The 13419-nt window shown below is 59.5% G+C and carries 15 protein-coding genes and 1 riboswitch; of the genes, 4 read left to right on the top strand and 11 right to left on the bottom strand.

The genetic code is table 11. From position 1 onward, the window contains the following. Positions 1 to 147 precede the first annotated feature (147 nt). The 5 genes from B9Z39_RS01015 to B9Z39_RS00995 all read right to left on the bottom strand — a co-directional run bounded on the left by B9Z39_RS01015 (position 148) and on the right by B9Z39_RS00995 (position 4914). Entirely contained in the window at positions 148 to 738 is a 591-nt protein-coding gene (locus B9Z39_RS01015; RefSeq protein ID WP_199172951.1) for a KilA-N domain-containing protein, read from the bottom strand. A 12-nt stretch (positions 739 to 750) separates the two neighbouring features. Next, entirely contained in the window at positions 751 to 1734 is a 984-nt protein-coding gene (locus B9Z39_RS01010; protein ID WP_108300417.1) for a tripartite tricarboxylate transporter substrate binding protein BugD, read from the bottom strand. A gap of 99 nt (positions 1735 to 1833) precedes the next feature. Then, complete coding sequence (locus tag B9Z39_RS01005) at positions 1834 to 3018, bottom strand: CaiB/BaiF CoA-transferase family protein (RefSeq protein WP_108300416.1); 1185 nt, start codon at positions 3016 to 3018, stop codon at positions 1834 to 1836. Positions 3019 to 3028: 10 nt separating this feature from the next. Next, positions 3029 to 3916, bottom strand: coding sequence for a MaoC family dehydratase N-terminal domain-containing protein (locus tag B9Z39_RS01000; protein WP_108300415.1), 888 nt, complete (start codon positions 3914 to 3916; stop codon positions 3029 to 3031). Between the two features lie 5 nt (positions 3917 to 3921). After that, positions 3922 to 4914, bottom strand: a complete 993-nt coding sequence (locus B9Z39_RS00995; protein WP_100146251.1) for a tripartite tricarboxylate transporter substrate binding protein — start codon at positions 4912 to 4914, stop codon at positions 3922 to 3924. 97 nt (positions 4915 to 5011) lie between these two features. On the opposite strand from B9Z39_RS00995, the gene B9Z39_RS00990 reads away from it, so the two are divergent. Both B9Z39_RS00990 and B9Z39_RS00985 read left to right on the top strand, forming a co-directional pair. After that, positions 5012 to 5260 carry a toxin HicA gene (locus B9Z39_RS00990; RefSeq protein ID WP_100146221.1) on the top strand — a complete coding sequence of 83 codons (249 nt, stop codon included), beginning with the start codon at positions 5012 to 5014 and terminating at the stop codon, positions 5258 to 5260. After that, positions 5257 to 5580 carry a type II toxin-antitoxin system HicB family antitoxin gene (locus B9Z39_RS00985; RefSeq protein WP_100146222.1) on the top strand — a complete coding sequence of 108 codons (324 nt, stop codon included), beginning with the start codon at positions 5257 to 5259 and terminating at the stop codon, positions 5578 to 5580. Before B9Z39_RS00990 ends, B9Z39_RS00985 begins: the two co-directional genes overlap by 4 nt. Here the strand turns inward: B9Z39_RS00985 and B9Z39_RS00980 are convergent. From B9Z39_RS00980 to B9Z39_RS00955, 6 genes are read right to left on the bottom strand one after another with little or no spacing between them, the layout of a single operon-like run. Continuing rightward, the gene (locus tag B9Z39_RS00980) at positions 5564 to 7039 is read right to left on the bottom strand and encodes a cobyric acid synthase (RefSeq protein WP_108300414.1); all 1476 of its coding nucleotides are present in this window, start codon (positions 7037 to 7039) and stop codon (positions 5564 to 5566) included. The genes B9Z39_RS00985 and B9Z39_RS00980 overlap by 17 nt on opposite strands. After that, positions 7036 to 7833 carry an ABC transporter ATP-binding protein gene (locus tag B9Z39_RS00975; RefSeq protein WP_108300413.1) on the bottom strand — a complete coding sequence of 266 codons (798 nt, stop codon included), beginning with the start codon at positions 7831 to 7833 and terminating at the stop codon, positions 7036 to 7038. Before B9Z39_RS00975 ends, B9Z39_RS00980 begins: the two co-directional genes overlap by 4 nt. Beyond that, on the bottom strand, positions 7830 to 8864 hold the full coding sequence (locus B9Z39_RS00970) for an iron ABC transporter permease (protein ID WP_199221154.1): 1035 nt from the start codon (positions 8862 to 8864) through the stop codon (positions 7830 to 7832). The genes B9Z39_RS00975 and B9Z39_RS00970 overlap by 4 nt, the downstream gene beginning before the upstream one ends. After that, positions 8861 to 9802: an ABC transporter substrate-binding protein gene (locus B9Z39_RS00965; protein ID WP_108300412.1), complete on the bottom strand. Its 942-nt coding sequence runs from the start codon at positions 9800 to 9802 to the stop codon at positions 8861 to 8863. Before B9Z39_RS00965 ends, B9Z39_RS00970 begins: the two co-directional genes overlap by 4 nt. After that, entirely contained in the window at positions 9795 to 10607 is an 813-nt protein-coding gene (locus B9Z39_RS00960; protein ID WP_108300411.1) for an ABC transporter substrate-binding protein, read from the bottom strand. The genes B9Z39_RS00965 and B9Z39_RS00960 overlap by 8 nt, the downstream gene beginning before the upstream one ends. A gap of 4 nt (positions 10608 to 10611) precedes the next feature. Further along, positions 10612 to 12465, bottom strand: a complete 1854-nt coding sequence (locus B9Z39_RS00955) for a TonB-dependent siderophore receptor (RefSeq protein ID WP_146183256.1) — start codon at positions 12463 to 12465, stop codon at positions 10612 to 10614. Between the two features lie 74 nt (positions 12466 to 12539). Next, positions 12540 to 12785: riboswitch (cobalamin riboswitch) on the bottom strand. 35 nt (positions 12786 to 12820) lie between these two features. Between B9Z39_RS00955 and B9Z39_RS00950 the strand changes: the two genes are divergently transcribed. Both B9Z39_RS00950 and B9Z39_RS00945 read left to right on the top strand, forming a co-directional pair. Continuing rightward, the gene (locus B9Z39_RS00950) at positions 12821 to 13042 is read left to right on the top strand and encodes a DUF904 domain-containing protein (RefSeq protein ID WP_108300410.1); all 222 of its coding nucleotides are present in this window, start codon (positions 12821 to 12823) and stop codon (positions 13040 to 13042) included. Then, complete coding sequence (locus B9Z39_RS00945; RefSeq protein ID WP_100148186.1) at positions 13039 to 13341, top strand: cell division protein ZapA; 303 nt, start codon at positions 13039 to 13041, stop codon at positions 13339 to 13341. Before B9Z39_RS00950 ends, B9Z39_RS00945 begins: the two co-directional genes overlap by 4 nt. The last annotated feature ends 78 nt before the right edge of the window (positions 13342 to 13419 follow it).

Genomic DNA, 13419 nt, shown 5'->3' with positions numbered 1-13419 from the left:
TCATGCAGAAGTTTAACATTGGTAAATTGATTTCTCTAATCGAAATTTCAAAGAGCTCAAACCAAGTAACACCGAGATTACGCTTTTGTACTCAAAGACTGAAAAAAGGGATTTGGCTGAGCGTGTGCATGTCGCCTTGAAGCAGGCTCATTGGATGTCAATCTTGAAAATTATTTTTTTGCTTTGACAGCAGGGATTGTGATGCTGCTCAATTTTTTTATTTCGTTCATTCCCACGAGCGAACGCATCTGACGGATAGCAATACCGTTGAGCTGCACCAAACAAGGCTACGTTCAACAAATCTGCCTCACTGGCATACACAGTTACCGTCTGTGCCTTGGTCAGTCGCGGGGGGATCAAGTGCGCCTTGATCGCATCGGTGTGGATTTTGTAGTTCACCTTGGTCAAGGTGCGTTGAAAGTTCCACTCCAACGCGGTGCTCTTCGCTTCTTCGTCTTTGAGACGTTGAAACTCTTTAATGAGGTATAGCTTGAACTCCGGGCTCAGCCATGATCCAAATTCGAATGCAATGTCTTTGTGTGCAAACGTACCGCCGTATCGCCCTGCTTTTGCCAAAAGGCCAATGGCCCCTGTGGCATCAATCCATTTCTTGGTCGACAAGTAGAAACTGTTTCGCCCCGCTTCGTTTTTAATTCCCTCGAATTCGAGGGAATTAAAACCTGGGTTGTTGATCTGCCAACAAATGCAAAAAAGCCACCCGAAGGTGGCTTCAGCCAAAGCACTGCCCGCTCAATCTGCCGACACACCCGCCTTGCGAATGATCGGGTCCCACTTGGCGATCTCGGCCTCCAAGTGGGTTTTCAAACCTTGGGGCGTGATTTTTTCCAGCGGTGGAATGTCTGAACTCAAGTCAGCCATGCGTTGTTTGACCGTGGGGTCTTGCATGGCAAAGCGCAAGGCGGCGTTGATTTTGTCAAGCACCGGTGCGGGTGTGCCTTTGGGCGCGTACATGCCGTGCCAGACCTTGACTTCAAAGCCTTTGAGTCCTTGCTCGTCCAGCGTGGGAATGTTGGGCAACGCGGCCAGCCGTTTGGTGGTGGTGACGCCATACACCTTGACGCGGCCCTCTTTGATCATGGGCACGGTCTGCGTGGTTTGGTCGCACAGCATGTCCACCTGCCCCCCCAGCAAATCATTCATCGCCGGGCCTGTGCCTTTGTAAGGGATGGTGTTGATGTCGACGCCAATCATGCTCTTGAACAACAGGCCGCACAGGTTAGACACCGCGCCCAGCCCCGCATCGGCCAAAGACACCTTGTCTTTGTTGGCCTTGATGTAGGCCAGCAACTCGGGGAAGGTGTTGGCAGACATGTCTTTGCGTGCCAGCAAGGTCATGGGCACATCCAGCACCTGGCCGATGTACTCGAAGTCTTTGAGCGGATCGAACGGCAACTTTTTGTACAAGGCAGGCGCAGTGGCCATGCCCATGTGGTGCAAGTAAATGGTGTAGCCATTGGGGGCCGCACGCGCCACCCGGTTGGAGGCAATGGTGCCGCCTGCCCCGTTGACGTTTTCCACCAACACCGACTGCCCGAGCGATTTGCCCATGGGAATAGCCATCATGCGTGCCACCACATCGGTGGGGCCACCCGCCGCGAACGGGATGATCAAGGTGACAGGTTTGTCGGGATAGCTCGGCACGGTGGGTTGGGCTTGCACCCAGCCGCTAAACAGGCAACAAACCAACAGCCAAATAGAGCGTGTGTTTTTCATCCAGGGTCCTCAGGTGTGCGACATCGCAGGGGTGCATGGTGAATCACACACACCCTCATGCACATCCCGGTTAACCCGCCCTGCCCTTGCAGATGAAGCTCAGAGAGGCGGCAGCGTCAGCCCCAACTCTTGCAGAATCGCCTCGGTGTGTTGGCCCACCGAGGGAATGTCATCCATGCGGTAGTCAAAGCTGCTTTGCTTGCCCGGCGGCAACAACGCAGGCATAGGCCCGGCGGGTGAACCCACCGAGGTCCAGCGCGCGCGCGCCTGCAACTGCGGATGGGCCCACACCTCGGCCATGCTGTTCATGCGGGCGTTGGCGATGTGTGCCACGTCCAGCCGCTCAATCACTTGGGCGGCGGTCAACTCGGCAAAGCTGTCCAGAATGATGTGTTGCAAGGCCACGCGATGGGTGTTGCGTCGCGCATTGCTGTCAAAGCGCGCATCGGTCGCCAACTCGGGTTGCAACAACACGTGCTGGCAAAACTGCACCCACTCACGTTCGTTTTGCAGGCCCAACATCACCGTGCCACCATCGCCCGCCTGGAAAGGCCCATACGGGTAAATGGTGGCATGCGCGGCCCCTGTACGAGGCGGTGGCGAGGCACCGTCCATGGCGTAGTACATGGGAAAGCCCATCCACTCGCTCAAGGCTTCCAGCATGGACACGTCAATGTGCGAGCCCTGCCCGGTTTTGTCGCGCAGCAACAGCGCCGACAAGATGTTGGTGTAGGCGTACATGCCCGCTGCAATGTCGGCAATCGAGTTACCGCTTTTGCTGGGCTGCTCGGGCGTGCCCGTGACCGACAAATAACCCGCTTCGCTTTGAATCAGCAAGTCATACGCCTTCTTGTCGCGGTAAGGGCCGTCGTTGCCGTAGCCCGAGATGTCGCACACGATCAAGCGTGGCTGCGCCGCCATCAGCGTGGGGGCATCTAGCCCCATGCGGGCCGCAGCACCAGGTGCGAGGTTTTGTACCAACACATCGGCTTTGGCCAACAAGGCCTTGAGCACGGCCAAGTGTTGCGGGTCTTTGAGGTCAAGCGCCAAGCTCTCTTTGGAGCGGTTGACCCACACAAAGTGGGACGACTGGCCGTGGGCACGCTGGTCATAGGCACGGGCAAAGTCGCCCACCCCCGGACGCTCAACCTTGATGACGCGGGCACCCAGGTCGGCCAATTGGCGGGTGCAAAACGGTGCCGCAATGGCGTGCTCGAGCGACACCACGGTGATGTGGTCGAGCGGACGGGGCTTGTGTGGGGCTGAGGGGTTGTGGGATGTCATGAGAAATCGATCAGACAAGTTCGGCGCTGGCTTGCATGGTGAGCCAGCCTGCGTGGTCTTGCGCCCACAGGCGGATGTGTTGGCCACTGGCATCGGGCTGGCCGCTCACGCGCAGATGGCGCTGGTCGGCACACTCAAACGTGGGGCGCAGGGCTTTGAATTCAAAGCGTCGCATCGGACGATCGCTGTGTCGGCGTACCAGATCCACCAACAAGGTGGCGATCAAGGGACCATGCACCACCAAACCGGGATAACCTTCGACCTGGGTGACGTACTGGCGGTCGTAGTGGATGCGGTGGCCATTGAAGGTCAGCGCCGAGTAGCGAAACAGCAGCACATCGTCAGGCACCACCTCGCGCTGCCACACGGCGCCTGGCTGCACTTGCTGCGCCGCAGACAACGGTGCTGGGGCGGCATCGCCCGGCTGGGCAGCCGGGCGATAGACGATGTCGTGCTCTTCCGTCAAGCACAAACCGTGTGCGTTGTGCACCTCGTGTTTGACCAACACAAACAACAAGTCACCCGTGCGGCCAGCCTTGTGCGTGACCGACGCGATGGTGGAGACACGGCGCACCGCATCGCCCACACGCAACGGTGCATGCCACTCCAAACGCCCACCCGCCCACATGCGACGCGGCAATGGCACGGGCGGCAAAAACCCACCGCGCTTGGCATGACCATCGGGGCCAATCTCGGACTGACGGTGGTGCGGCAAAAAAAACAACCAGTGCCACAGCGGCGGCAACTCGGTGCCCGCCACAGGCTCGGCATCGTCACGGTCCAGCGTGGCACTGAGGGCGCGCAACGGCGCTGGCGTGATGAGGTCTTGCAGGGTTTCACTGCGGCCTTGCCAGCTTTGCAAGTGCGCCAAGGTGTCGGGCGTGAGCAACGTGCTCATGGGCGTCAGTCCACCGAAGCGCCGGAGCTTTTGACGATCTGTGCCCAGCGCACCATGTCTTCGTTTAGCAAGGCGGCAAATTGCTCGGGCGTGGTGGGCGCGGCCAACTCCACGCCTTGCAGTTCCAGCTTGTCACGCAAGTCTTTGGCGGCCAAGGCTTTGCCCATGCCGTCTTGCAACTTGGCCAACACATCGCTCGGTACACCCGCTGGGGCAAACAGGCCAATCCACAGCGTGCCGCTGTAACCCGGCACCACCTCTGACAAAGCAGGCACGTCAGGCAAGGCGGGGGAGCGGCGTGGGCTGCTCACCGCCAGCGGCTTAAGTTTGCCGGCCTTGATATGCGACAGCGACGAAGGCAAGCTGGCAAACACCAGCGGCAACTGCCCACCCAGTACATCGTTCAGGGCTGGTGCCACGCCTTTGTAGGGCACGTGCTGCAAGTCGATGCCAGCCATGCTGTTGAGCATTTCACCCAGCAGGTGGTTGAGGGTGCCATTGCCTGCTGAGGCGTATTGGTAAAAGCCGGGTTTGGCTTTGGCCAAGGCGATGAGTTCTTTCACCGAGTTGGGCGCAAAGCCTGGGTGTGCCAACAACACATTGGGCACGGCACCAATGAGGCTGATGGGCTTGAAGTCTTTCACCGGGTCAAAGCCCGGGTTCTTGTACAGCGCGGGGTTGATGGCCTGGCTGCTGCTGATGGTCATCAACAAGGTGTACCCGTCTTTGGGCGCTTTGGCGGCGTACTGCGTGCCGATGTTGCCGCCGGCACCGGGACGGTTTTCAACCGCCACAGGCGCACCCAGCACCTCAGAGAGTTTTTGGCTGACCACACGTCCCACGATGTCGTTGGTGCCACCCGCGGTTTGCGGCACCACCATCACAATCGGTTTGCTGGGGTAGTGGCTTTGCGCCATGGCAGCTTGCACACACCAGCCTGTGGCGGTGAACGCCAGCCACACGGCGGCACGAAGAAGGAGGCGACGTTGGATGTTCATGGCCGCATTTTGCCGAATCTGCTGTGACAACTGACGCAAGCCTTAGGCCGTCGTCATTCGGCTTGGCAAGAAGTATCAATAAAGATATCATTACTCAATGGCCAACCTCGACAAAATCTTGGAGCAAATGCGGCGTGAACCTGCCAATGTTCGCTTTGCTGATCTGCACAAGCTTTGCGAATTTTACTTTGGCAAAGCAAGGCAGCAAGGCGGCAGCCATTCGATTTTCAAAACTCCGTGGCCTGGGGACCCAAGGGTGAACATTCAAAACGACAAAGGTAAAGCAAAGGCTTATCAGGTCAAGCAAGTACTGTTAGCACTGGACCGATTGGGAGTGAAACCATGAACATCAACCACTACACCTACCGCGTGACGTGGTCACCCGATGACAACGAACATATTGGCCTGTGCGCCGAGTTCCCGTCGCTGTCTTGGTTGGCACCAAGCCCTGAGAAAGCGCTGGCAGGTATCCGCAAAGTCGTCAGCAACGTGGTGGCAGACATGCAAGCCAACAAAGAGCTGATTCCAGAAGCTTTGTCAGAAAAAAATTACAGTGGTCGCTTCATTGTTCGCGTGCCATCCGTGGTGCATCGAAGTTTGGCCACCGAGGCTGCTGAGCAAGGCGTCAGCCTCAACCGTTTGGTGTCGGCTAAGTTGGCGATGTGAGCAAGCGCCGCAAGGTGTCCACGCTCATGTGCTTGGCCACAAAATCGGCCAAGCCATCGAACACGGTGTCTAACGTGGGGACGTGTTGACCGAACAAGGCGTGCAGCACACGGGGGTCTTCCAACATGCCATGCAGGTAAATGCCCAGCACATTGCCGCTGAGGTTTTGCCATGCCAAATGCGGCAACACCTCCACCGCGCGTTGGCCCGCGGCTGCCATGGCGGTGTGCTCAGCGGTTTGGCCGTGATGAATTTCATAGCCTTGCACATCCACGCCCGACAGCGCTGACCAAGCCCCCGTCATGGGCGCAAACCTGGCCTGTGTGTGGCGCACGGTTTTGTCGGTGGCAAACACGGTGACCAAAGGCAGCAAGCCCAAACCGGGCGCATTGCCGTCAATGCCATCGGTGTCGATCAAGGCTTCGCCCAACATTTGCAGCCCACCACAAATGCCCAACACCGCCCCACCCTGCGCGGCGTGTTGGGCCACGGCCTGATCCAAACCCTGGGCGCGCAGCCAGGCCAAGTCGCTGCTGGTGTGTTTGGAGCCGGGCAAGATGAGCCAATCGGTGGGCGTCAAGCCCGCCACATCAGCGGGCGTGCGCGCCCACACCAAGCGCAGGCCAGGCACGTTTTTAAGGGGCTGAAATTCATCCAGGTTGCTGATGCGCGGATAGGCCACCACAGCCACGGTGCGGGTGACGGCACCTGTGCTGCGACTGCGGTCGTCAAACACACCGTCTTCTTCTGGCAAGCCGTGCTGCCACCACATGGGCAAGGTGGCCACGGTGGGCACGCCGGTCAAGATTTGCAATTGCTCGGGCGCAGGTGCCAGCAAGCTGGCATCGCCACGAAACTTGTTGAGCACAAACCCGGCAATGCGCGCCTGGTCGGTGGGCGGCAGCAAGGCCCAGGTGCCGTACAGATGCGCAAAAGCGCCGCCTTTGTCGATGTCGGTCACCAGCAAGCAGCGTGCGTCGGCGTGTCGTGCCACGCGCAGGTTGACGATGTCGCTGTCCATCAGGTTGATCTCGGCGGGCGAGCCCGCCCCTTCGATCACCACCACATCGTGCTCAGCCCGCAGCGCATCCAGCGCCGCCGCGATGTGCGGCCACACATGTTCGCTGCGTTCGCGCCAGGGCGTGTGGGTGAGTGCGTGGTTGACGTCGCCCAGCAACACCACCTGGCTGTGGGTGTCGGCCTCAGGCTTGAGCAGCAAGGGGTTCATGCGCACGTCGGGCACGGCACGCGCCGCCAAGGCCTGAAAGTACTGGGCCGAACCGATCTCGCCCAAGCCGTGGGCAGAGGCCACCACCCGGGCGTTGTTGCTCATGTTTTGCGCTTTGAACGGTGCCACCTTGAAACCCTGGCGCGCATACCAGCGGCACAAGGCCGTGGCCAACCAGCTTTTACCCGCCCCACTGGACGTGCCGAGCACCATGACACAACGTGCGGTCATACAGCCCCCTGAGATGAGAGATGAGGCACCACCACCCACTGCTGGGCCACAGCATGGATGGCAATGCGGTGTTCGAACACCGCTTCCACCGCGCGGTGCGTGGCCGCTTGTGCGCACGCGCCCTGAAACACCACCCGCCCGGCTTGCATCAGCACCAGTTCATCAGCCTGCAAGGCCATGCCGATTTCGTGCAGCACACTGACCACGGTTTTGCCCTCGGCCACCAAGGCGCGCATCTGCTGCAACCAGTCCACTTGGTAAGGCGGGTCAAGATTGGCCAAGGGTTCGTCCATCAACAAGACCTGCGCTTGCACCGCCAGCGCACGCGCCAGCAACACGCGTTGGCGTTCGCCGCCCGACAAGGCCCCCAAGCGCCGCTCACGCCAGTCCCACGACTGGGTGGCATGCAGCGCGCGCATCACCTCGGCATGGTCTTGTGCACTGGGGCCAGCCAGCCAATCTTGGTGTGGCAAGCGCCCCAGCATCACCACATCCCAGACACGCACATCGTCTGACGCCGCTTCGCTTTGTCCCAACCAAGCCAGCTGCTGCGCACGTGCACGGCGGTGCATGGCCTGCACCGGTTGGTCAAACCAGAACACCTGGCCTTGGGCTGCGGGCAACACACCCGCCAACACCTTGAGCAAGCTCGACTTGCCCGCGCCATTGGGCCCCACGATGCTGGTCCAGCGCCCGGCGGCAAACGTGGCATTCACATCCTGCAACACGGGGCGACGGCCCAAGGACACATGCAGCCCTTGAGCCCGCAAGGCCATGCGGGTTGAGGTGTTCATAAAGCCCCCCCTGACCCTTGTTCTTGCCCTTGGTTGCGGTGCATGAGCCACAACAAATAGACACCGCCCAACACGGCGGTGAGCAGCCCCACCGGCAACTCTTGCGGGGCCAGCACAGCGCGCGCCAGCACGTCGGCCCACAACAGCAACGCCCCCCCCATGCCCGCCGACAACACCCCGCCCCAGCGGTGGGTGCTGTGGGTGATGGCGCGCACCACATGCGGCGCGGCCAAGCCCACAAAGGCAATCAAGCCCAGTTGCGCCACAGCGGTGGCCGTGGCCAACGAGAGCACGCCCACCAACACCACCCGCATGGGCCCCAGAGGCAGCCCCAAACTCAAAGTGGTGGACTCGCCCAAACTCAGCGCATCCAACAAGGGGCTCAGCCATGCCGCCAGCGCGCTGCACAACAGCAGCACCGCCAACATCAACCCGCAAGCCGGCCAACTGACAAACGCGGTCGAGCCCAACACAAAGCCTTGCATGCCTTGCAACACTTCGGGGCGCAACAAGGTGATGAGCGACGACACCGCGCCCAGCACCACGCCCACAATCACACCCGCCAACAACAAACGCAAGCTGTACTGCACGCCACGCGCCAACACCAGCGTGAGCCCCACCGCCAACACGGCCCCTCCAAACGCCATGCCCGTGAGTCCCACATGCAGCCACAGCCCTGTTGCCACGCTGGGCCCCAACAGTGCCAAGCCCAGCGCCACACCCAGCGACGCACCGGAGGCGCTGCCCAACAAATACGGATCGGCCAAGGGGTTGCGAAACAAACCCTGCGCCAGCGCCCCAGCCAACCCCAGCAAGGCCCCGCCCACCCAAGCACCGACCGAGCGCGGCAGACGGATGTCCCACACGATTTGCCATGACAGGGGGTCTTGCCACAGCGCCCACACGCGAGATACCCCTGTGCTGCCCACCGCGCTGCCCATCACCAAGCCGATCAGGCTGAGCAGCAGCAACACGCTGCCCAAGTGCCAGGGGTGAATGGCCTGCCTGGTTGTGACACGCGTGCGGCTCATGGCGCACCTCGCACACTGCGCAGACATTGGGCCATCAGTGCCGCCGCTTCAGCCATGCGCGGACCGGGACGCACCAGCACATCCGACTGCTCGGGCGTGAAGGTGCACACCCGTTGCTGATGCAAGGCGCTCAGGTTGGCCCAGCCAGGACGGTTGCGCATCAGGGCCCAGTTGCTGTCGCCCACCATGATCACATCGGGCTGGGCGCGCACCACAAACTCTGGGTTGAGTTGCGGAAACGGCCCCAACGCGGCGGGCACCACATTGCGTGCGCCCAAGCGCGTCAAGGTCTCGCCAATGAAAGAAGCCTCGCTGGCCGCATGCGGCGCGGGGCTGACTTCGAAGTACACACGTGCGCCACGCGCCGACGCGGGCACCGATTGGGCGGCTGCCTCCACCCCAGACTGCATGTCATGCCACACACGTTGTGCGTCTGCGTTGGCTAAACCCAGGGCTTGGCCCAATGTGGTGATGACGCGCTGCATGTCGGCGTGTGACTTGGGCTCGAGCGACAACACCTTAAGCCCCAAGGCACGCAGACGATCGGCACCACGTGCAGAGCTGGCCATCAGCACGAGGTCGGGGGCAAGGGCGACCACGCTTTCGATTTGCGGGTCGATGCCGCCACCCAAACGCGGCAGCTTGGCCACCGGCTCGGGCCAGTTGGAATAGCGGTCCACACCCACCAGCCGCTGGCATTGGCCCAAGGCACACACGGTTTCTGTGAGGGATGGCAGCAGGCTGACGATGCGTTGCGGTGTGTGGGTGAGTGTCACCTCGACCTGCCGGTCATCGCGCACCACCACCGCATGGGCATGCCCCACACACAGCCACGCGATGCACAGCCACACAACGCACAGACACAGCCAACCCCGTAGACGCGTAACCCGCGGCTCACGCGGCAAGCACCCAGCACGCGCCAGGGTGTGCTCAGCCATGTTGCACCACCCATTGCTGCACGATGCGGTGCAACTGCGCCACGCCATCGGTCAAGGCGGCGGGGCCGGGTTGCAAGATGTCGGCTGATTTAATTTCAAACAACTGCCCATGGCGCACGGCAGGCACGTCTTGCCAACCGGGGCGCGCAGCCATCTTGTCAGCGCGAAATTTTTTGCCACACCATGAACCAATGATGATGTCGGGCGCACGTTCCACGATGGTTTGCCCATCGGCAATGATGCGGTCTTTGCCCAGCGACATGCGCGCCAGATCAGGAAAGCAGTCGTCACCCCCCGCGATGCCCATGAGCTCTGACACCCAGCGGATGGCGCTGATGTGGGGCTCGTCCCACTCTTCAAAATAAATCTTGGGGCGACGCTTGAAGGTAGCCGCGGTGTGACGTATCTCGTCCAACTGCACACGCATGTGCGCCAAGCGTTGCAGGCCTTGGTCAGCTTGCCCCACCATCGCAGCCACTTGGTAGAGCATGGAAAAAATCTCCTCCACACTGCGTTGGTTGAACACCGTGACTTGCACGCCCGCACGAATGAGCGAAGCCGCAATATCGGCTTGCAAATCTGAAAAACCAAACACGCAGTCGGGCTCAAGCGCCAAGATTTTGTCGATCTTGGCGCTCAAGAACGCGCTGACCTTGGGCTTTTCAGCCCGCGCCCGACGCGGGCGCACCGTGTAGCCTGAAATGCCGACGATGCGCGCATCTTGCCCCAACAGGTACAGCCACTCCGTGGTCTCCTCGGTGAGGCAGACGATGCGGGAGGGGAGCAAGGCGTCAGAGACAGTCATGTCATCAAGGCTTGGTTTTCCAAGTCACGCCCACATAGAAGGTACGTGGCAACTGGTTGTAGGCGTATGCGGTCTGGTAGCTTTTGTCTGTCACGTTCTCCACGCGACCAAAGGCCACCCAGTCTTTGGACAGGGGATAGCGGGCTGTCACATCAACCAAGGTGTAGCTGGCTAGTTCCGGCTTGCCGGATGTGTCAGGCCGCGATCCTGTGTAGCGAAGGCTAGTGCCTAAGGTCCACCCCGCCAGCGTGTGCGATACCGAGGTAGATGCCAAGGTGTTGGCACGACGCACCAAGCGGTCCCCCGTCGCTTCGTTGATCGGGTTTTGCAGCGTCAAACTTGCGCGCACATCCGTGCGATCAAAACGACCGCTGTAGCTGGTTTCAAGCCCCTCATTCTTGGCGCTGGAGACGTTGCTGAATTGCCAAGTCGTCATGTCATAGAGCAGCAAGTCGTGCGTTCGAGTGCTGAACAACGTTGAGCGCACACGGTGGTTGCCTTGGGCCCACTGCAAGCCCACCTCGTTGGTTTTGGCTGTCTCTGGCTTTAAATTTGGATTGCCGCTGTAGGGGTCATAAAGGTAGCCAAGAGGGGCCACATTGAAAGCAGTCGAATGCGCCAAGATCAACTTCCACTGACGATCCAAATCATGACCATAGCCCAAATAAGTGGAGTTTTTGGCACCTATCTCTTGCACATCGTCGTTGCGCAAGTTCAGTTGAAAACTATCAGCACCACGTGTGTAAACCATACCGCCATAGATGGCACTGGCAGATCGCTTTTTAGACAACGCCGAATAATCGTCGCTGGCATCTATCGCCTGTAGCTGGCGGTCCAAACCCAAAGTGGCCACCAAGTTGTGAAGCGTGAACTCATGGACCCATGACAACAGTTGTGTGTGCGTCTGGGCTTGTGTTTTGAGCGGGTAGAGCCCCGCTGTGTCAGTGGTGTTTTTCTCTGTGCTGTCTGACACATTGAATCTACTTTTCCATCTATCGTTGTAACGCGCAGTCCAGTACAAGGTGTTGCTGTTGATTTTGGTTATGCCTTTGTTGATGTCTGTGGCAGCTGCATACGTGGCGTCTGACACGTCATAGTCAAAGCGTCCATTCGACCCGTTCGAACGCAAGCCAATTTTGTGGTCCTGGCTCAGGTCATAAGACAGGTTGAGGCTGTAACTTTCATTTTTATACCCATCTGAATCTGGGTTGACGTTCGAGCCTTGCGCTGGATTGAGCGCGCTGATACCACGCGTTGAATTGTTCCCCGCAGATAGGGCGTAGTGCCAATCTCCTGCCTTGCCTTGTGTGCCCACGACCAGTCGTTGTGACCCATAAGAGCCAAGCTCGGCTGTTGCAAAGGCTGTGGGCTCGCCATTGCCTTGTCGCGTGAAAACCTGAATCACACCACCAATGGCACCGCTGCCATAAATTGCAGACACGTTGCCTCGGACAATTTCGATGTGGTCAACCTGATCGAGCATGATGTGTTCAAGGCTGACAGCCCCTGTGGTGTCTTGTTTAGTCATAGGAACACCGTCCACCAAAACAAGCACTTGCAATGAAGCAGCACCTCTTAAAAATGCACTCGCTTGAGCGCCACGCCCACCGTTCTGAGTGAATTGAAAGCCAGCTTCACGCGCCAGCAGAGAGGGTAAATCCATCAACTGCGACTGTTCAATGACATCACGTCCAAGCACCGTGGTGTGCGGCAAAACGTCTGTGATGATTTGCTCTGTGCGACTGGCAGTCACAACCACATCTTGCGAAATTGTTTGAGCTTGCGCTGCGCCCACACAAGCCAAAGACAACATAGACAACGCAGGCCAAAAGCCACGCGCACGGATAAATTTCTTCATGATTTGAACCCAACACAAAGTGCCCTCACCGCCTTCCCCGACAGTGCTTGAGCGTTCAAGCGGCACGTTGTCAGACGCACCGCCACCTTGTTGGCCGGTATCCGGGCTGACGGAAGCAACCTCTGTCGCCTTCCCAGACGCTTGTTCAAGGCGTCCAGTGGCGTGTGTGACAGAAGCGGAGCTCAAGAGCTCGTCCGTTTGACCGTTGCGGGGGCAGCGCAGGTTGGGTGTTGTCGAGCTTGGTCGACGTGACCTTCCTGCTTCCCGTTGAACTGCGGCATGTGAACCACGCTGCGAGCACCAACAGTTTCAATTCTACTGAGGAAGCTTTCTGGCACCTTAAAATGCACGGGCCATGTCCAACACCACCCAAATCGATCAAATCGCCGAGCGCGTGGAACGCTTGCTTGTGCGTCACGAAGAACTGCAACGCACCAATGCCTTGTTGACGCAACAGTTGCAAGAGCTCAGCCATGAGCGCGACTTGCTCAAGTCCCGTTTGGGCGCTGCGCGTCATCGCATTGACGCACTGATTGATCGACTGCCCAAGGGCGCTGACACCAAGGACATGGCATGAAACAAATCGAAGTACAAATCATGGGCCAGGGCTATGTGTTGGGTTGCCCCGAAGGCGGTGAGACACGCTTGGGGCAGGCCGTGGCCAAGGTGGATGAGGCCATGTGCAAGATTCGCGACGCGGGCAAGATCAAAGCGCGTGACCGCATTGCGGTGCTGGCTGCTTTGAACTTGGCGTTCGATTTGACCGACAAACCTGTGACCACCGCCAGTGGCGACACCAGTGACTCGTCGCCCCAGTTACAGCAACTGCTGCAACGCTTGGACAGCGTGCTCACACGCGACAACCAACTGCTCTGAAGCCACCTACAATCCTTAGGTCTGCTCGGTCCCTGGGGCTTTATATTTCCTTGAACCAATGCTCATACGAGCCCGGGC

It is taken from the genome of Limnohabitans sp. JirII-29 (genome assembly GCF_003063395.1).
Lineage (GTDB): Bacteria > Pseudomonadota > Gammaproteobacteria > Burkholderiales > Burkholderiaceae_C > Limnohabitans.
The sequence above is the reverse complement of the archived record's forward strand: the minus strand, read 5'-3'. Positions and strand labels throughout refer to the sequence as shown.